We start from the raw sequence: 20,269 nt of genomic DNA, 5'->3' as shown, positions 1-20,269 counted from the left end.
AAAAGTAGCAGAAGTAAAAGAAGAGAAGTTTTCAATTTGCGTGGTTCTTTTGACTGTTTCCGAGATAACAATACGAAAGAAGGGAAAATCTTGCCGGATCTTCCCTTCTGAAATGTGTGATTCAATTAAACTTCCATTTGCCGTGGAATAATACTGTTTAATCTTACAACGTCCAAAAATATGAATAATAAGCATATTTTTGTAGCAGTATTCGAATAAAAACTTTAAATAATAACACTATGCATTTAAGAAAGACACTTCTTCCAGCCTTCCTGGCTGTATGTTTTACATTGTCATGTTGGGCCGGAAGTAAATATGAATCGAAAATCACTTCTTTGGAAAGTGAAAAATGGTGGGGAGGTATGGTTGGCTTAGGCTCTCAAATGCCTTTTAAAGACAACGTCCGTCTATTTGATCTAGCCTCTGAAAACCTGAACAATCAGAATGTACCTCTTCTTTTATCTTCTGAAGGAAGATATATCTGGAGTGACAAACCATTTTCTTTCAAGGTAGAGAACGGTAACCTGCAAATATTTTCAGATTATGAAAATCTGGAACCCGTATTAGCCGGTAATACATTGAAAGATGCCTATTTGGCAGCATCAAGTAAATATTTTCCCGTTTCAGGAGAGTTACCCGACTCTCTATTTTTCTCTATGCCGCAATATAATACGTGGATTGAACTGATGTATAATCAGAATCAAAAAGATATTTTAAAATATGCAGACAATATATTAAAGAATAAATTTCCGGTAGGAGTTTTCATGGTAGACGATAATTGGCAGAAACATTACGGTAATTTTGAATTCAAGCCAGAACGTTTCCCGGATCCGAAAGGAATGATCGACCAGTTGCACAAAGACGGATTCCGTATTATGTTATGGATCTGCCCTTTTGTAAGTCCGGATAGCCCTGAATTTCGCGAGTTACAGCAAAAAGGATACCTGATCAAGAAGAAGGGAACCAAGCAAGCCGCTATAATTCCCTGGTGGAATGGATACAGTGCTTGTTATGACTTGAGTAATCCGGCTGCAGCAGAACATTTGAAACAGCAGTTACGCAATATGCAGACGCAATACGGTGTCAATGGTTTTAAATTCGATGCAGGTGATATCGGTCATTATAATGATCCGGAACTAGAGTTTTATAATAAAAAGGCAACATCAGTCGACATGTGTGAATATTGGGCAAAGATAGGGTTAGATTTTCCTTTCAATGAATACCGTGCCGGTTGGAAAATGGGTGGACAGGCTTTGGTTCAACGCTTGGGTGATAAAGATTATTCATGGAATGCTGTAGGGCTTCTTATTCCTGATATGATCGCTGCCGGATTATTAGGATATGCATACGCTTGTCCCGATATGATTGGCGGAGGCCAGTTCGGTTCTTTCCTGGGGGTAGACAGACCAAACTGGATCAGGATTTGATCGTTCGTTCCTGCCAGGTTCACACATTAATGCCTATGATGCAGTTTTCTGTAGCTCCCTGGCGTATTCTCGATGAAAAACATCTGGCTATTTGCCGTGAATATGCCCACTTACATGAGAAAATGGGTAGTTATATCCTGGAACAAGCCCGCAGGTCCGCACAAACAGGTGAGCCTATTCTCCGCCATATGGAATATGCGTTCCCCCATCAGGGATTCGTGGATTGTAAAGACCAGTTTATGCTGGGAGATAAATATTTGGTAGCTCCAATCCTGACCAAAGAACATACTCGTAAAGTAATGTTACCCAAAGGGCAATGGAGGGACGATACAGGCAAGAAATTTCGTGGACCGAAAACAATAGAGGTGGAGGCTCCGCTGGAGAGATTGCCTTGGTTTGAAAAAGCCAAGTGAAATCATTCCTCAATGTGTTTTTATTTTCACGTTTCAGGTTTCAGAACCTTTTTACCTTTAATATTTAAGCCTACCAGCTGAAAGGATCTTTACAAAAGTAAAAAAGGTATTCCACGGGAGATAAACCACCGACAGTTTTCCAAACGTGTAGGCATCCGGACTCAACCACTGCCTACACATTTTTAATAGACAAGCATCCGTTTTTCACCTTTCAGACACATCCATTGAATTTTAAAGGACAAATAAGACTGAAACCTGAAACGTAAAAATAAAAATATCTTGAGAGGATAGCCGACTTATTGACATAACCGATAATACTATAGTGTTATCTATTCTCACACAGTAGTGTTCGTAATGTTAACATTACTGTGCTGGCACGATAACATTACTATTACCATGTTAATCACTGTAAGACTATTTATTTTTCACGAAAAAATACCTGATCACCGACATTCATTTTTACTTCGAGTATATTCTTGTTTTGTATTTTATATGGAGCAGAACAAACAAATTCTCCCTTAAAAGGATTGTCTAAACGAAGTATTCCTCCTTTTTCCGAAACAATCTTAAGGCAAGAGAGCTTTCCTCCGACACGGTCTGCCGAAACTAAAAATGCTCCCATCGCACGTAATTTATCAAAAGAAACATCTTTCCAGCTATTGGGGATTGCAGGGAAAACCCGAATCGTTCCGGTATGGCTTTGCAACAACATTTCTTGTACTCCTGCAGCAAAAGCCATATTTCCTTCTAATGTAAAAGGGCGGTAAGTAAACCGGGATTTCCCCGAATTAGTTTGGTCTCCATTCGCATGAAATGTATTCGGAAGACAAAAACAATTTGCAAAATCACGTAATGCTTGTGCTGCACCTTCCCCGTCAAAAGCCCGTGCCTTCAAATTCGCCAACCATGAAAAAGAATAACCACACCATTGGCTACTACCCTGTTTATCCAATGATTGAATACTCTCATCAATAATACGAGAGTCAGATACTCCATTCGCTTTATCAATGATCCCCAATGGATGGATGGCCAACAGATGGGAAAAATGTCGATGCGAAGCCGCATAAGGATGTCCGGGAGCAATGGTCAACCCGCCATTCTTATCCAAATCATAACCTGGCAATTGAGACAAAATAGTATCCCAGTGATTTGCCTCTTGAGACAACCCAAGTTCCAATGCCAATTCGGAAGCAGCCATAAAAGCAAAACGCACTAATGCACGATCAAAGTTTGTCATTTCCATAAACCATGCATCCATACGGTTATCATTATATTCAGGAGATGAGCTAAGGGGCAAAGAACGTATGCCATCCCGTAATTCCATAAATTCTTCCAAATAAGTCACCACCTCTTTCACATACGGATAAGCACGTTCTTTCAAAAAATCTTTGTCTTGCGAATATTTCCAATGCAAATAAAAATGTTGTGACAACCAAGCAGAAACAGTCGGTCCCAAAGAAAATTGTATCCAACCTCCCATAGGTTCTCCTTTCAATGTACAGACACCAGGTACATTCAATCCGTTTGTCCCAAAATATTGTTTTGTATAAGCCTTGTTGGTTTCTCTTTGATTCCACAACGTTTCCAAATAACCATAAGCTTCATTTAAATGGTTTCCGGTATAATAGGGCCAATAACTCAATTGCGTATTCAAATCATGATGATAATCTCCTTTCCAAGGAGGCAAGCGTCCGTTATCTGCCGTCCATATAGACTGCAAGGAAATTGGATAAGAATCACTTCGAGCTATACATCCCATTTTATATAGTTCATTATAATACTGCTTTTCTATTACAGAATCTGGAAGTTTGATAGATGACTGAGCATAAAACAAACGCCACCAATCCAAATGAGAACCGTATGCTTCTTTAATACCTGTTTGTAAAGCTTCATCAACTAGTTGACTCGCATCTTCATCCGTTTCAGACGATGTGATACACCAAACTCCTGTCAACATATTTTCTTTATATTCCCATTTTACAGCTACTTTGTATTTAAAATTCCCCCAACCGACCTGTTCATAGACTATTTTATTTTCATTCCGAATAACATCTCCTTTTTTATAGCCTAGTTGACTTAAACTAAATTCACTATGATCATTTACGGTAGAAACAGTTTCTTCTGTGTATGCAGGTGGAATTATTGAAGGTATAAAGTCTTCTCCAACATTCCCTGCAATAAACCACCCGATGGGTTGACAAGCATGTACAAAAGTTTGGAATTTCATACCATTATTCCATTCTATATGACAGACTGCCTGATTCAAATAAAGATGAACATCTTTTAATTCACCCATTTTTGAAAGATCAAATTCAAGTGCTGCTCCAGGAATTTTGGTAGGCCCAGCATAACCCTTTCCACCCAAATTGTACCAATTTTGAACTGTTTTATACTCATTCTTTTTCACATGATCATATACCCATTTAAAAGTATATTGTTCTCCACTAAATTCGTCCAACGGACGTAAATCCCACAAGTCGGAACGGTCTAAAGCTATCCGAAGAGCTTGTCCTTTCTGCCAAATGAGCGCACCAACTGTCCCATTTCCCAAAGGAACTGCTTCATCCCAAGTTGACGATAAGTTTTTATAAATCAAATCATTGCTGGATGATTCTGTTTGCAGTATCGAATTGCCTGTACATCCGATCAATACAAATAAAAAAAATATAAATATCAATTGTCTCATTTTACGTAAGAATTAAATTTTAAAATATAAGATGCCGTTCCGTCATTTCCATCTTTATTTATGCCAGAAGGAACATACAGATAGGCTGGTTCATCATTAATTAATAAAACTTGTGGACGTTCAAATTTCAGATCCGTACCATATAACATTTTCCCATTTACTAAAGCCTCCTTACCTACATAATCAACAAATAAATTAAAACCAGGTTCACGTTCTGTAAAATTAATTCCATCTTCAGATTTCCACAGAATACCACCTCCTCGCTTTAATAATCCAATGTTGTCTGTCGTCAACAAGCAAATTTTATTTTGATAAACAAAGGCATACCCATCTTCTATAGGCATATCGTTTTTCGTTACAGGTTCAGGAAATTGTACATAAGGACCTTCTATCTGTTCAGCAAAAGCAACACCCATTTTTATTCCTTCATCTGTTTTAGCTTTAAAATATAACAGGTATCCACCATTTGGATGTTGCAAAAGAGCTGGATTCGTGACTCCACATTTTGATTTATTAGTCCAAAAGAATTTATTTTCAGATGGTTTTAACAACAATCCATCTTTACCCACTTTTTTCCAAGGACCTTTCAAACTTTCAGCAACCATCATTCCAATTTTTTGATTGGAAGAATGAGGAGGACTTTTATAATTATCATTTGCTATATACAATAATACATATTTATTCCCAACTTTATGAATAGCAGGATTACAAACACCATACTTATCCCAAGTATCTTTTCCTGAACCTGTTAATACAACTTCTACAAATTTGAAAGGGCCTTCCGGTTTATTCGCTACATAATGAACAATCTCACTATGTGAACGCCAACCAGGATCCACCCCCAATTTATTACTCCAGCGAGCAACAAATAAATGAACTTTACCCGTTTCATCCATAATTGGAGAAGACCCCCAAATATGAAATCCTGGTTCCTCAATTGCAATTCCTACATACTGCCAATGATCAGCAAAACTATCTTTTCTGAACGCAGTTGTTTGAGAAGCACTCTTCTGTACACATAAAATAAATACAATAAACACACAAAATGATATATATTTTCTCATAATTACCATCATTTAAATTGCGGAGGTGTTGTTAATGTTGCACCTTGATTATATTTCTGATTATTAGGCAAACCTTTTTTACCGATACCATCTTCCATCAGTTTTTTTAAATTCGACAAATAAGACTGATATATTGCACGGGGTTGTACATTAAATTTTTTACACAAAAAAGCAGCCATTCCAACCACTTCTCCCATCATTCCCGTCGTACGCATAACACGCACAGTTCCCAAAGCAACATGGGTCACGCTGATATTACGACCTGCCATAAATAGATTGTCTATATTCCGAGAATACAAACAACGATAAGGTATCGGATATGGGTAAATACTAATATGTTTGGCTATTGATTTGAATTCTCTACCGGGGAATTTTTGGCTGTTATCGGGGTCCGGATAATGCAAATCTATACTCCACGTCGTAGCTGCCGTCCCGTCTTCATGAGCCACATATTTACGGAGGTCATCTTCCTTCAATATATAATCGCCCATCAAACGCCGAGATTCACGTTTACCCGAAACGTAAGCAACCCAACCCAACTTACGGTTGCGATACTGGGAGTTTTCCTTCATGCGGTTTTTCAAATAGCTCCAATTGGAATAAACGACCAGTAATCCATAATCACGTATACGTTCGAAATCTTTTATTTGGTCAAAATTCATTCCTGTTTCCCAAGTCCATTCTCCCATCATGACCTTTTCCGAATTTTCCTCGTTAAATTCCACGCCATAGTTGAAATAAGGAAATGCAGAGGGTTTCTTGTTATCGACCGAATACCATTGAACCGAAGCTCCCATTGTCATCTTATCCGCTTTCACCGGTGCAGTGCTTTCTCCAAATTCTTCCCGACTTTCACGTCCCATACGATAATCGGCACCTGCCAGATAACCGATAGTACCATCCCCGGTACAGTCTGAAAACAAAGGAGCCTTAAATTCTAACTCTTCCCCGCTTTCAATATGTTTCGTAATGACGGAAGTGATATTATTGCCCTTTTTCGTCACACCAACAGCACGACAATTCAAGAAAAGAGTTATATTCTTTTCATTTTTCAACCAATCCAGTTTTTTCTGATCTTCGTAATATTCTGCCGGTTGCGCATTTCCACCGCGTGTCGGTCCGAATTCTTTCTGGAGGTTGCCAAGTTCCTTATAGAGACCTGCCTCTATCCGTCCCCCTAAATGGACACGTATCTCAGAGCTATTATTTCCTCCGACAACCGGACGGTCATTGATCAAAGCGACTTTACATCCTAGCCGGGCAGCAGAAACTGCCGCACTCATCCCCGCAATACCGGCACCCACTACTACCAAGTCGTATTGACCTGCCAAAGTTGGTTGGTCAGGCAATCCTATTAGTTTACGACGAAAAACTTCTAGAGACTTTACATCAGAAGGAGGTATTTTCCCTACTTCCTTCGTAAAATAAATAGCATCGCAACGACCGTCGAACCCAGTCAAATCATGTAATTTTACGATCATTTTTTGATTTTTTACCGACACCTTTCCTGCAGATTGCCACATCCAACCCGAACCTTCAGCACCCAGCGGAGAGACTAACTTCTTATTGCCGACAGACAAACTGAATTTTCCAGGACCTTCACCCTCTTTCCAAGGCGAGGTCCAATTATATGTACGGACATATACATAATAAGTCCCTGTTTCCGGAAAAGCGACTTCCGTATAGGCATCTTCAACTGGTTCGCCCATGCCATGAGCCAATAAGTAAGGCGACCCCATCAAATCCATAAACTGTTGGTCGACTACCCAGCCGCCTTTATGGGTAAAACTCTCTGCTTCGACAAGCAATTCACTGCCACTTACTTTCCCTATTATGAAAAGGGAGGAGAATAATATCAAAAAGATTTGTTTCATTTTTACTCTGCTTTTTTAATTATTAAATTCCGGCATAGACAAAGGTATCCGCCCATTAAATGAATGTTCCCGAAAAATACCATTAGTATGAACGCTAAACGTTCCGAACAATAAAGAAGGGATTCCTTTTTCATTACGATATAAAAAAGGGCGTTCTATATGATTTTTTTTAGCATCATAAATTGTCCCATCCTCCCATTCTAATTGAGCTGGTAAGACCTTCGGGCAAGTTGCAACTCGCCAATTTATAGCATCATCCGACACCATCAATGCCAGTCCACCGCTATCTTCTCCCGTAAATTGAGCGACAACATCACGAACTATTGCAAAATACTGATCTTTCTCCTTATCATACCAAAGGTAAGGATCTTCTGCTACCATTCGGGCAGTTGAATCTTCCGGTTGAAATATCAATTGATTCGTTTTAACAAATGGTCCTGTCGGTGAATCGGCAAAAGCAACACTAAAACGAACAGCCCCACCCCCCTGTGTACCATTCTTGCAAACAGCCTTATAAAGCATGACTATTTTCCCATTTCTCCCGACACATATGGCAGGATTATTTACACACATGGCATCAAAAGCCGTTGTATCATCGCTGACAGTCAAAACAGGTTTATCCGAACGAACCCAAGGCCCCTCTGGTTTATCTGCCACAGCTACTCCTATTCGTTGTTTGTTCCTACGACTCCACCATCCGTCTCCATAAGGAGTCAACTTTTGATCCGCCTTTAATATTTCTCCCGTAGTTCCTATATAATACAAATAATACTTACCATCTTTCAACACCATATAAGGATTGTGCGTCATAGCACCATCCCAAAACTCCAATCCTCGTGCTGGTAAAGCCGTTTTTACAAACCGGAAAGGTCCTTCCGGCTTATCAGCCACAGCATATGCTATTTCCGAATGGCTAATCCATGATTCATGCCCGGATTGCCGAGGCCAACGAGAGAAATAAAGATGATATTTATTATCATACCCTTTTACCATGCTTGCCCCCCAAATATTCCAAGCAGAATCCTTTTGTACATTCCCCACAGGAATCGGTTGTATCATTTCTGCTAAAGAATATGTTTTCCCCCAATTACGACTCTTTTTTCCGCAAGAAGCAACCATAAAACTCCAGGTCACAAACAAAAAGAGCATCAATCTTTGTCCCATTTTCACATTCATTCGTCCAAAATTAAAAAAATCAGTTACACTTCAATGGTATATGTATATTATAAGTATGATCATACTGCGAATTGGGAGAGACCGCCAAAAAAAGTCCTTTCGGTTTCCCGTTTTCCAAATATAATTGAGGACGTTCCAAATAAGCGACTGTATCCCGGTTCCCATTTTCCCAATGTATACTTAAATCAGAAACTAAAGTATGTTTTGACATTTGCCAGTCAAAACCATTTACAGAAGTAAACAAAGCCAAAGAACGCCCGATCTTTGTAAATTCACCTTTCATATCTTTTACGATAGCATAATATCGATTATCCTGATACCAAATATAAGGGTCTTCAGCGGGGAAAAAAGAATTATCCTTTGTAAAAATCGGTTTCATATTTTTAACGAAAGGTCCTGTCGGAGTATCTCCCAGCGCAGACAAATGCACAACAGGCCCGCCAAAAGGTAATGGTTTTTGCTTAGCTACCGCTTTATATACCATCAATATTTTTCCATCCGGCCGTTGTACAACAGACGGGTTATTAGCAGCCAACGCATCCGCTGCTGTGGAATCGGCAGACACATTGATAAGCGGCTTGTCAAAACGCTTCCACGGCCCGTCCAAGGAAGTAGCCACAGCCACTCCTATACGCTGACTATTGCGATGCGTCCAATTCAAATCATTCTTCACATTAATACCGTCTCCGCAATTCCCGGTATAATACAAATAATATTTCCCATTAAATTTATGAATCGTTGGGTTATGTGTGGTAGTTCCATCCCAATAGCCTTTCCCTCTTGCCGGAAGAGCAACATCTTTAAATGTATAAGGTCCTAACAAATGATCTGAAACTCCATGAGCGATCTCCGAATGTGTAACCCAGGCCATAAAACCATATTTCTTCTCCCAACGAGAATAAAAAACATGATATTTACCATCTTCTCCTTTTATGGGAGATGCCCCCCAGATAAAATAAGCATTATCTTTTAACACTGCAGACTCTGGAACCGGCAACAATAACGAAGAAAAATCCATTTCCACAGCCTTTTTTTTAGAATCAGAACACCCGGAAAAGGAAAACGAAACAATTAAAACGAACACGATAAGTATCATAATTTTAACAACAGGTGGCAAGAGAAATTCAGAAACCTACAATCTTCTTACGATCTCTTACCACCATTCTTTATAGGTTAATATCCAGGATTTTGTTTTATATTCTCATTAATCAATATTTCTTTCGTTGGGATAGGCCATAAATACTGATGAGTACTAAAAGAACGTTGTATTAAAGGCATAATAACGCCCATTTCTTCTAATTTACTGAAATCAACAATACCATTTTCATCAATATCCGGAGTTGCTCCCCAAAACCAAAGACCTTTCGTTGTTACTTTTTCACGTAATAGTTCTGCCGGATACAATAATCCATAACTTTTGACACATAAAGCTTTTTCAGCAATTTTCCAACGGATCAAGTCGTAATATCTGGAATTTTCCCTTGCAAATTCCATTCTTCTCTCCATACGGACTATCGAACGCAACTTATCTTGATCCATAGATTCTATTTCCGGATAATTTTTCACATCTTCCAGGGGCACACCATAAGCCCTGGCTCTCACTAAATTCAAAGCCTTAATGACAGTATCATCTATTTGTCCTAATTCTATTTTCGCTTCAGCATACATCAAAAGCACATCTGCATAGCGAATAATAATATTATCGACTTCAACTCTATGTCCATTTAAAAGCCACGTATCATCAACCCCCTTTTTCCATACCAAACCATTATATGACGCATGTTGAGTATTTGCTTTCGTATCATTATTCAATTGCATTTTTCCAGTAGAATAGTTCATTACCTCCAAAGCATCCGGATGCGGATTATATTCAAATCCCAAAAATTCAGTTCCAAATGGCACGATAGTTTCATTACAACGTGGATCCCTATTTTTGAAAGGATCACGAGGATCAAATAATGGAGACTCATCAATAGGAAGTCCGTCCGTACAAGTATAGGATGCTAACAAGTCCCAACTAGGCGAACTTGCCGCCCATCCTCCATTATTTCGCGTAATATAAGGATCAGCCCATAATGTCACACCATCAGTTACCGAACGAGGCAAAGAAAAAATTGATTCTTCCGTATTATGTGTCGTTGACAAAAACAACTCTCCATAGTCTGGATATAATTTGTATTTATCCAGATTTATACAATCGTTCGTCGCTTCGACCACAGTAGCCCAATCATTTTGATAAAGAGCAAACCGAGCTTTCAAAGCCAAAGCGGCCCCCTTTGTTGCACGCTGAACTGCCCCTGTCTCCACAGGTAACAAATCTATTGCTTGATCAAAATCTGCATATATGGCTTTCACAACCTCCTCCTTCGCAGTACGTCCCATGGAAAAAGCTTCATCAATATCTATCTGTTCACATGTATAGGGAACATCACCAAAATAAAACACCAAATCCGAATACATGGCAGCACGTATAAAAAAAGCCTCTCCTTTCAATGTATTCTTTTTGACTTCAGTCAACTTACCTGCAGGAATTTTGTCTACTGCCGCCAAAATAGAATTAGCCCTTGCTATGGCTTTATACAAATTAGCCCATTTACCAGTAACTGTTGCGTCTTGCCCTGTTATCGTTCCGGCCACAAAAGAAGTGTTCGTATTTCTGTATGCCTCATTATCGGTCCAATCTTCTCCTATCCGCGACCAAAAAGCAGGTTTATACAAATCATTAAGTGCAATAGTGATTTCTTGTTCATCCGAATACCAATTTTCATTTGTACCCATTGCTAATGGATTCAAATCCAAGTCTACACACGAACTCAGAAAAATGATGCACAAGCCACAAACTATTTTTTCTATCTTTTTCATTTTTTCTACTTTAAAATTTAACAGACAAACCAAATAAACATGATTTTGTAACAGGATATCCAGTACCGGACATCTCAGGATCCCATCCCTTAGGATAATTACTAATTTGGAACAAATCGTTTGCAGAAACATACACACGTATTCGATCAATAAATAAAACATTAGTCACATTTTGTGGCAATGTATAACCCAATGTCAAATTTTTCAATCTGAGATATCGTCCATTAAACATCCAAAAATCAGACATTGCATAGTTGGCCGATGCATTTACATTACTTATACGAGGATAAACAGCTTTTGCGTTTTCTGCATCTGTATTATAACTGCTCCAATACTTACCCTCAATCAAACTCGGTGCATTAGCCCACTCTCCAGTCAAAGGACGCACCATCATCTGAGAATATCTTACATTTTGTTTTCCTATACCTTGGAAAGCCATTGAAAAATCAAAACCTTTATATCCAATATTAGCAGTACCACCAAACATAAAACGTGGTAAAGAACCACCTAACAATACACGGTCATACTCTGGTGAAATCTTACCATCCGGAACTCCATCAGGTCCTGATATATCCTTGTATTTTATATCGCCAATTTTAATATTGTTATTCAACTTAGGACCATTCAAATCTTCTTCTGTCAGAATAAGGCCATCACTTAAATAACCATACCATTCATTAAATTCACTTCCTTCCATTTTGACCTTTTCGCCTAAAAACTCAGTTCCTCCTAAATTCCCCATTTTAGAAACGAAGTCTGATAAGTTTACCGAAATACCGTATCGCCAATCACCTTTTTGATCATTCCATGATAAATCCGCATCATATCCGGTTGTATTCATTGTTCCTGTATTTTTTTGAGGATTGCCAAATCCTACATAACCCGGAATTTCCAACGCAAGCAACATATCTTTCGTTTTTTTCTTATAAAAATCAAATGTAAAACGCAATCGATTATTTAAGAATCCGGCATCCAGTCCCAGGTCGAAAGACTCTGTTGTTTCCCACGAAATATTTTTCAGTGCATAATTCAACTGAGCAGCAGAAAGATACGACAAAGGTTTGCCATTTTGGAAAAACAACACATTACCAAAACTCATTGCTGCCTGATAAGGATAATAATTAGGGTTTCCATTAGAATCAAGAATACGTTCATTACCCAAAGTACCCCATGAAGCACGAAGTTTCAAATTTGACAACCAGTCTATTTGCAGATTCTTCATAAAACTCTCTTCACTCAAAACCCAGCCAGCAGAGAATGAGGGGAAATTACTCCAACGATAATCTTTATGGAATCGTGACGAACCATCCCGGCGGAAATTCACTTGGAACAAATAACGGTTATCATAATTATACATTATACGTCCAAAATAAGAACGGTATGCAACCTCACTCGCATTACCGGAATTATCACGCATAGAAAGTGGACCAAGATTCAAATAAGGATAATTGCCCAATTCATACTGGTCACGAGAAGCCATTAAGTTTTCAAAAAAAGCATAATAACTTTCGTAACCAATCATCGCATTTATTCCATGACGTCCTAATTGCTTATCATAATTAGCTAAAAATTGTATCGTTACATTATAGTTATCATTTCTTTTTTCCGTTAGTTTTGTAGTTTTATTACTTCCTCTATACCCGACAATCGTATTAGGATCTTCCAATTTTGTATAAGGTACTGCTTTATGGAAACTTTTTATTTTATTGAAATTATAAGTTGGAGAAACAATACCGGACACAACCAATCCATCAAACGGTTTAAGATCCAAAGAAACCCTACCTCCTACTTGGTTAGACCATGTGTCTTGTGTTCCGGCTTCATGAAGGAACGACACGATATTTCCACCATCACGTCCTTCTCCATATCGACCATCACTCCAACGGGCAGCATAAATCGATGGCATTTGTAAAGCATGCGTAAACAAAGCATTCTGATTAACTGCTTCAAAATCTAACTGCGGTTGATGATTTTTAGAACGTTTGAAATTAAAATCGATCTTCGCCCCCAAATATTTATTGATTTTAAAATCATTATTTACACGCAACATAAATCTTTCATAGTATTGTACGTCCCATAAAGCATCCGTGCGGTCATAAGCCAATGAAGCATTTGTCTTCACATTCTTACTTCCACCAGCTATAGATAAAACATGGCTTTGCCGTGGGGCGGATGAGTTGAAAATTTCATCTTTCCAATTTGTAATAGGATATTTGTCCGGATTTTCCCGATTATATTGTATGTAATTTTCAATTAAATCTTGAGAATAAGTTTGGTTTTTACCTCCCGTAGGATTATCGTTATATCTAAGTTCATTCGTGACTTCCATAAACCTGACAGCCCCCATGCTTTCCGGCAGTTTAGGTAAAAACTCCAAACCATACTCAAACTGGTAATTCAAAGACAAATCATTTTCTTTTGCACGCTTCGTCGTAATCAAAATAACCCCTGAGGCTGCCCGAGAACCATAAATGGATGAAGAGGCTGCATCTTTTAATACAGTCATATTCTCTACATCATTGGGATTCACATCATTGATATTGCCAGGTACTCCATCTATAATTACCAATGGATTACTATCACCAATAGTCGTAACACCACGTACACGAATACTGCTTGCCGCTTCTCCCGGAGCCGTACCATTATTCCGGCTTACCATTACTCCTGAAACAGCTCCCTGTAAAGCGGTAGATAACTGTGTCGTTTTTCTTGCTGCCAAATCTTCTCCTTTAATTGCACCTACAGACCCTGTTAAATCTTTTTTCTTTACAGTACCATAGCCAATGACCACAACTTCCTCCAATGCTTGTGTATCTTCTTTTAACATAACATTGATCACACGCTGGTTCTTTACTGCGATGTCCTGTTGGATATATCCGATAAAAGATACCTGAAGAATAGCACCATCCGAAACTTCAATAGAGAAATTACCCTCCATATCAGTCGTTGTCCCATTTGTAGTACCTTTCTCTACAATATTGGCTCCGGCAATAGGGCCGAATGCATCAGAAACGGTTCCTGTAATCTTCCGTACCTGTTGAGTGACCAAAGCGGGAGCAGGATTGTTTTGAACAGTCAATACAATATGCCGGTCTTTAATCGTGTACTTAAGACCTGTTTTTTCAGTAATTACGTCCAATATATCCTGAATACTGGAGTTTTTCTTTGTGATAGAGATTTTTTCATTCTTATTTACCTCTTCCAAATTATAGAAAAACAAGAACTCCGATTGCTTTTCTATTTGTTTTAATACATTTTCCAGTGTTTCCTCTTTTACAGAAACACTTAGTTTGGTTGTTTGTGCATATGTCGCCGCAACAACCTGTGACAGGCAGACGACAAGCATCAACACGGTTAGTTTCATGATATTAATAGTTCTTTTTAGATTTGCAGAAACAACTATACGTTGATTATTCATACTTTAATTGTATTAAGATTAAACACTTCTTCCACGGCAATGGAAGTTTAATTGAATCACACATTTTTCAGAAGGCAACATCCGGCAAGATGTTATCTTCTTTTTTATTACTTTATCCGCTCATATACATTAAATTTAAGAGTTAGAATTTTATTTTTCAGAAATCGTCACATGGTGGTCATCGATCTTATACCTGATCGGGATAGACAGATTTATAATATCCATAATATCCTTTATACTTTGCCCACGGTAAAAAGTACCTGTAAATGTCCGTTTGTTCAATGCTTCGGAATTGACCGTAAACTGAATACCGTAAACATGGCTCAACCGGTCCAAAATTGCTTGTAAACTCTGTTGCGGGAAATAATAATAACCGCTCGTCCAAGAAGAATACTGTTGAGCATCTACATCTTGCAAATAGGACTTTTTCGTATTCCGGTTATAAATAAGCTGTTGGTCCGGTTTCAGAATCGTAGGGTGAGCCATATTTAAAGAAGTCAGACGAACAGAACCTTCGGATAAAGTAGTGACTACCAACGAATCCAACGGGTAAGCCATCACATTGAATTTTGTTCCCAATGCTTCTATATCCTGTTCTTTGGTCTTTACGATGAAAGGTTTGTCTTTTTGTTTGGCAACATCAAAATAGGCCTCTCCTTCCAGATATACGATACGTTTGTCTTTTCCAAAATTCTTATCATAATGGAAAGTAGTTTTTGAGCCAAGACTAACATGTGTCCCGTCCGGCAGCTCCACAACATCCGCTTCCAGGCCATCGCCTCCTATATATTTGGTATATACATATTCTTCCTCTTCAATAAAGAAGAAATACGCCGAACTGATCGCCACAGCCAACAGGGCTACAGCGGCATAAGATGCAATCCGATACCAAAGATTAAAATGGCGGGATTGTGATTTCTTCCTTTTGGCAAGCAGACGCTCCCAACTCTCAGCTATTTTTTGCGATGAACTCAAAGGCAAACCGGCATCATATATAGCCTTCACCTCGAAAAACAACTTTTTATTGGAAGTATTCTCGTTCACCCAAGTATAGAAACGGTCTGTTTCCTCTCGGGTCAAACTATTTTGCAAATAGCCTATAATTAATTCCGTATATTCGTTTTCCATGATATGCCTTTTATTGATACAACGAACGGCAGCAAAAAACTACTCACACGAAAACACACTTTTTTCCTGAAAAATTCAAACAGGCTTTAAACCAAGGTGAAAAGATAGAAAAAAAGATGAGAACAATGTTTACGAAGATATAGTAAAGAACGATACAATTGGTTCTCTACCGTACGGACAGATAAACCTAATTGTTCGGCGATCTCAGCAGCTTTCATTCCTTTCAGATAAGAAAGACGGAATATTTCCTGGCTCCGTTCGGGTAATTCCGCCACTTTCTTCATCAGAAGTTCCAACAAATCTTTCCGCATAAAAAGTTCATCAGACAATTCAAAATAATCCAGTTCATCCAATTTAAGCTGAACAGCACGACGATCCAGAATTTCCTGCTCCATAGTAGAACGACGCAGATGGTCAATACAGGCATTACGCACAGCTACAAAAAGAATCCTTTTCAAATCGACATCAGGAAGAAGGAAAACCTGCTTATCCCATAATTTTAGAAAAACATCATGCACAATATCTTCTGCAAAGAATCCAGAGACAAACTTGCCCGCAAAACGAAGCAGCATTGGCGCATATTCCATATATATGCGCTGATAACAATTTGTCGCCTGATCTTTTACTTCCATATTGCAAACTTATTAAAAATCTCGAAAAGTCACCTGTCCCAACTCTATTTTAACGCTATGCGCTATATAAAACACCTATATACAGATCTGCTTTGTACTACCTAAACAAAAGAGTTTTCTCGGTACAAAACAAAAGTTTTATGCCGAGAAAACTTTTGTTTCACCAGCATAAAACTTTTGTTTCCTCCTAATGAAACTATATTTCTATTTCAATACCTTTCTCCTTAGAAAAGCAAAAGTCTCACAAAAGATGGTAGATATATACTTTCTAGTTGTAGATAACTTTCATCTACCACCACCTATTAACGCTTTTATTTTCATAAGCTAATATAGATAATGGTAGATGTTGTAGATAATTTGATAAAAATAAAATCCTATTGAATTTATATAATTAATCAACCGTAATCACATGAACAGAAGGGCTATCCAGCACAACAGTGGTTGTCGTTCCTGTTTCTGCATTAAAACAACGGATTGTATCTTTCTCCGTATTCTGTACGGTTACTTTCCAACTGTTACCTTCTTTGTTTATGCTTAAAATATCCGTCGTATTACTACCGGGATTAATCGCTAAACCGTTAGCGCAATGAACAGTTTCGATATGATAACGTCTGACATCAACAGGGAATTTCTTTCCGGCATAGACAAAGGTTGCCGTATGTTGCTGTTCATCACTTTGCCAGTCGGTGTTCAGCAGATAAATTGTGCGATGGTCTTTGTTATCCCAAACAGTGAAACCTACAGACGGAGCAGATTCGATCCAACCGGAGGGAAGTTCCTTGTTCACAGTTTCTGTGGCTAACTCACGCATTGTTTCTTCATACTGGCTTCTCAAAGACGATTCTGCCGGATAAGCAGCCTGCGGGAAGTAGATGATCTTTCCTGATCCGAACGGGATAACGGTCTTTCCATTTAAAGACTTATAATTATCGCCCAACATTTCACGGATAACCGCATCGTTAGTCGGGAACTTTGCCGGCTGGTCCGGTTGAAGTTCTGCATTCAGATGAGCAGCAGTCAAAACAAGCGTGCCACCTCCAAATACATAGTTACGGATACGGAGGAAATCGCTCTCCTCAAAACTGTTCCAACCCAGGAAGACCATTGTCTTATATTTATTCATCACATCCTGCGGAGCTTCAATAGGCAAGATATCTACTGTTCCATAAGGCGTAGAAGTAAACCAACCTTTCGGACCGCAACCGTCGACGATATTGTCCGGATAAAAGACATTCAGCAAATCAAAACTTTCCGTCGCCTTATTGAACGCCCATTTATCTCCCTTCTGCGACCACAGACTGCCGCGACCGAATGATTTCCAGGCATCATTTCTTCCCTGGATAACAGCGATATTACTTTTCAGTTCGCCACGGCGGGTATGCGTTTCTATAAAATCCAGTACACGATGCTGCGCGTACAGATGTTCCTTACCAGACTGGGAATAACGGTCGTTGGCATATTCATCCAGCCACAATGCCTCTTCGGTGTTCATATGGGAAGAGCCGTGCATATAGGCAACAGCCAGCGACATATATAAACGCAGGGAATGCTTCGGATCGGTGAAAGGTCCTGATCCCCACTGCATGGCATGCAAGGTTCCATAGTCGTGTTTGCTATAGGCACGTGAAGCACCACGCAGCGAAGAGAGGATGATTTCTTCCGGACCGTACATCTGTTCGGCTCCCAACCAGTCGTAACCCGCCTGATACAAATAACGGAACATCGTGGATGGGCCCGTATGACGACTGCTCTCTCCCTTGGAGTAACGGAAATTCTCAACCAGTTTACGAGCACCGTCTGCCATATCTTTCACACCCTGCGGGTCATAGTGGATAAATACGCCATGATCGGTATAAATAGGACGGTGTTTGGCAAAGATACCGCCATAAGGACGGTTACGGGCAGCCATATCCGAGAAGACTCCCTGATACAGGAAATGTTGCCAGTAATAATAACCGCCGTCATTTTCATGCGCCTGCTTTCCGCGGAACATCGGAGAAGCCAATGTTTCCAAATCCGGATTGATACGTTTACCGGCCAATGTACGGCCTTCTACCTGCCAGGCATAAGGAACCTGGAGCTTATTCAACAAACCGGTATAATGACGGATAACTTCGGGACGGGCAACGCGGAAACCGCTCCACTGATAGGAAGGACGGAACTGATACCAGTTTCCGACCCGCTGGGAGATATACCATTTAAAGAAATAATCATAAGGCGCATATTCCTTATCTATATAAATCTCATCCCCGGAAGAAATATAAACCTCATCCGGTTCCTTTTCTATTATCTGACGAATTGTTACTTCCGCCTTACGGCTTCCGTCGTCAAAAATCATCGGGACAGCGGAGGCATAATCGCCGGCACGAAACTCAATCACGTGCAAACCTGTTCCTTTTAATACCACTTCCTGAGACGCCGGGATAACAGAAGACGGAGCCTGTACCTTCAAACGGACATCCGGCTTATTCGTTTCTACCAGTACACCGAAAGCCGTTCCGGCAGAAACATATTCAGGCACGGAAACAACTTCAAAATCACGGGCACTCTCTTCGATAATCTCCAGCGAACGGAGTTCATAAGAATACGCTGCACGGTTATCCTCTTTGAGCAAAGTCAGTTTCAAATCGCCGTTACCTTGTACGGATGCAGGCAGAAGGATATAAAAGTCCGCTATATCAGAGGCTCTGTCGAAAATATTTCCTTCGTAAACAGTCGTACCGTTAAAATCCAGCTTCCAACGCGGCCAACTGCGGGTAGAAAGGTTACAACCGGTCCAGTAGTTATAATCGTCTGTCTTATCGGCAAATTTAGCAAAAGGTATGGAGCAGACCTGTTTCTTGTTCTGCACCAATCTGGGTGCCTCCACCCAGCACTCACCGCTGAAATGAGTTCCCCCGATACGTAAAAAGGCACATGCGACGTTATCAGGAAGCACGAATGTTTGCGTTACTTGTTGATATTTGCCGGAGCCTGCGGGTACCGGGAAGTAAAGCAACGAATCCGGGCGGTCGTAAATATCGTCTTTATAGCGTCCGGGCTTTTTATAAAACAATTCTATCTGTACGCCAAAGTCACCACCCGCAGAAACGGACAGGTCCTGACGTTTCACAACCGGCAAGGTCACCGTCAGTTCACCGGGTTTCAGCAAGTCACCCGAAATACGGTAATAGGCATGCCGCTCGAAGTTATTGTCTTCTCCTTTAAAATATAAGGAATACTTATCTTTCTTCACATGGACGGAATCCAGATTGTCGTCAATATAAAATTCCGACCGCCTGAACATCTCCTCCCCTCTTTTTTCAAAAGGAGCCGGCATTTTTACTCCGCCGACAACACGAAGGAATCTACGCACAGGATAGGCTTCCTGTTTAAACGAAACTGTTTCGGAAACACTGCTTCCGGGAGTTAACAAATGAACCTTTTCACCACCGGAAGGTGTGAAAATCACCGTTCTGTTCTCAGTCTGCACACCATCGGCAAAGAGATAGAAGACGGATAAAAGCTGGCAAATCAGAAGATAAAAGATTTTTTTCATAACTAATACTCAGAGATGTCTGTTAATAAATCAGGTCAAATGTACGACTAA

At 39.6% G+C, this 20,269-nt stretch carries 10 protein-coding genes and 1 pseudogene; 1 reads left to right on the top strand and 10 read right to left on the bottom strand.

All coding sequences use genetic code 11. The annotated features are described in order from the left end of the window. Window positions 1-239: 239 nt before the first annotated feature. Window positions 240-1,840, top strand: a pseudogene (locus NBH15_RS10755) (glycoside hydrolase family 31 protein). A 418-nt stretch (window positions 1,841-2,258) separates the two neighbouring features. On the opposite strand, the gene NBH15_RS10750 reads toward NBH15_RS10755, so the two are convergent. From NBH15_RS10750 to NBH15_RS10705, 10 genes are all read right to left on the bottom strand, one after another. Then, window positions 2,259-4,526, bottom strand: coding sequence for a glycosyl hydrolase family 95 catalytic domain-containing protein (locus tag NBH15_RS10750; protein ID WP_250822646.1), 2,268 nt, complete (start codon window positions 4,524-4,526; stop codon window positions 2,259-2,261). Then, on the bottom strand, window positions 4,523-5,590 hold the full coding sequence (locus NBH15_RS10745; RefSeq protein WP_250822645.1) for a glycoside hydrolase family protein: 1,068 nt from the start codon (window positions 5,588-5,590) through the stop codon (window positions 4,523-4,525). Before NBH15_RS10745 ends, NBH15_RS10750 begins: the two co-directional genes overlap by 4 nt. A gap of 8 nt (window positions 5,591-5,598) precedes the next feature. Continuing rightward, window positions 5,599-7,464, bottom strand: coding sequence for an FAD-dependent oxidoreductase (locus NBH15_RS10740; protein WP_250822644.1), 1,866 nt, complete (start codon window positions 7,462-7,464; stop codon window positions 5,599-5,601). Window positions 7,465-7,479: 15 nt separating this feature from the next. After that, window positions 7,480-8,628 carry a glycoside hydrolase family protein gene (locus tag NBH15_RS10735; RefSeq protein WP_250822643.1) on the bottom strand — a complete coding sequence of 383 codons (1,149 nt, stop codon included), beginning with the start codon at window positions 8,626-8,628 and terminating at the stop codon, window positions 7,480-7,482. A gap of 31 nt (window positions 8,629-8,659) precedes the next feature. After that, window positions 8,660-9,658, bottom strand: coding sequence for a glycoside hydrolase family protein (locus tag NBH15_RS10730; RefSeq protein WP_250822642.1), 999 nt, complete (start codon window positions 9,656-9,658; stop codon window positions 8,660-8,662). 155 nt (window positions 9,659-9,813) lie between these two features. Continuing rightward, a complete protein-coding gene (locus NBH15_RS10725; RefSeq protein ID WP_250822641.1) occupies window positions 9,814-11,502 on the bottom strand; it encodes a RagB/SusD family nutrient uptake outer membrane protein in 1,689 nt (562 codons plus the stop codon). A gap of 10 nt (window positions 11,503-11,512) precedes the next feature. Further along, the gene (locus NBH15_RS10720; RefSeq protein ID WP_250822640.1) at window positions 11,513-14,920 is read right to left on the bottom strand and encodes a TonB-dependent receptor; all 3,408 of its coding nucleotides are present in this window, start codon (window positions 14,918-14,920) and stop codon (window positions 11,513-11,515) included. 150 nt (window positions 14,921-15,070) lie between these two features. Next, window positions 15,071-16,048: a FecR family protein gene (locus NBH15_RS10715; protein WP_250822639.1), complete on the bottom strand. Its 978-nt coding sequence runs from the start codon at window positions 16,046-16,048 to the stop codon at window positions 15,071-15,073. Window positions 16,049-16,134: 86 nt separating this feature from the next. After that, complete coding sequence (locus tag NBH15_RS10710) at window positions 16,135-16,680, bottom strand: RNA polymerase sigma-70 factor (RefSeq protein WP_250822638.1); 546 nt, start codon at window positions 16,678-16,680, stop codon at window positions 16,135-16,137. Between the two features lie 391 nt (window positions 16,681-17,071). Beyond that, window positions 17,072-20,218 carry a hypothetical protein gene (locus NBH15_RS10705; RefSeq protein ID WP_250822637.1) on the bottom strand — a complete coding sequence of 1,049 codons (3,147 nt, stop codon included), beginning with the start codon at window positions 20,216-20,218 and terminating at the stop codon, window positions 17,072-17,074. Window positions 20,219-20,269: the final 51 nt, after the last annotated feature.

Origin of the sequence: Parabacteroides caeci (genome assembly GCF_023656795.1) — a bacterium.
GTDB classification, from domain to species: domain Bacteria; phylum Bacteroidota; class Bacteroidia; order Bacteroidales; family Tannerellaceae; genus Parabacteroides; species Parabacteroides segnis.
This window is presented reverse-complemented; position numbering and strand designations above follow the sequence as displayed.

What these genes read in the sequence shown, in the direction of transcription:
- NBH15_RS10725 (WP_250822641.1), bottom strand. Translation starts at nt 11,502, where the DNA reads ATGAAAAAGATAGAAAAAATAGTTTGTGGCTTGTGCATCATTTTTCTG.
- NBH15_RS10730 (WP_250822642.1), bottom strand. Translation starts at nt 9,658, where the DNA reads ATGGATTTTTCTTCGTTATTGTTGCCGGTTCCAGAGTCTGCAGTGTTA.
- NBH15_RS10715 (WP_250822639.1), bottom strand. Translation starts at nt 16,048, where the DNA reads ATGGAAAACGAATATACGGAATTAATTATAGGCTATTTGCAAAATAGT.
- NBH15_RS10745 (WP_250822645.1), bottom strand. Translation starts at nt 5,590, where the DNA reads ATGAGAAAATATATATCATTTTGTGTGTTTATTGTATTTATTTTATGT.
- NBH15_RS10750 (WP_250822646.1), bottom strand. Translation starts at nt 4,526, where the DNA reads ATGAGACAATTGATATTTATATTTTTTTTATTTGTATTGATCGGATGT.
- NBH15_RS10710 (WP_250822638.1), bottom strand. Translation starts at nt 16,680, where the DNA reads ATGGAAGTAAAAGATCAGGCGACAAATTGTTATCAGCGCATATATATG.
- NBH15_RS10705 (WP_250822637.1), bottom strand. Translation starts at nt 20,218, where the DNA reads ATGAAAAAAATCTTTTATCTTCTGATTTGCCAGCTTTTATCCGTCTTC.
- NBH15_RS10735 (WP_250822643.1), bottom strand. Translation starts at nt 8,628, where the DNA reads ATGGGACAAAGATTGATGCTCTTTTTGTTTGTGACCTGGAGTTTTATG.
- NBH15_RS10740 (WP_250822644.1), bottom strand. Translation starts at nt 7,464, where the DNA reads ATGAAACAAATCTTTTTGATATTATTCTCCTCCCTTTTCATAATAGGG.
- NBH15_RS10720 (WP_250822640.1), bottom strand. Translation starts at nt 14,920, where the DNA reads ATGAATAATCAACGTATAGTTGTTTCTGCAAATCTAAAAAGAACTATT.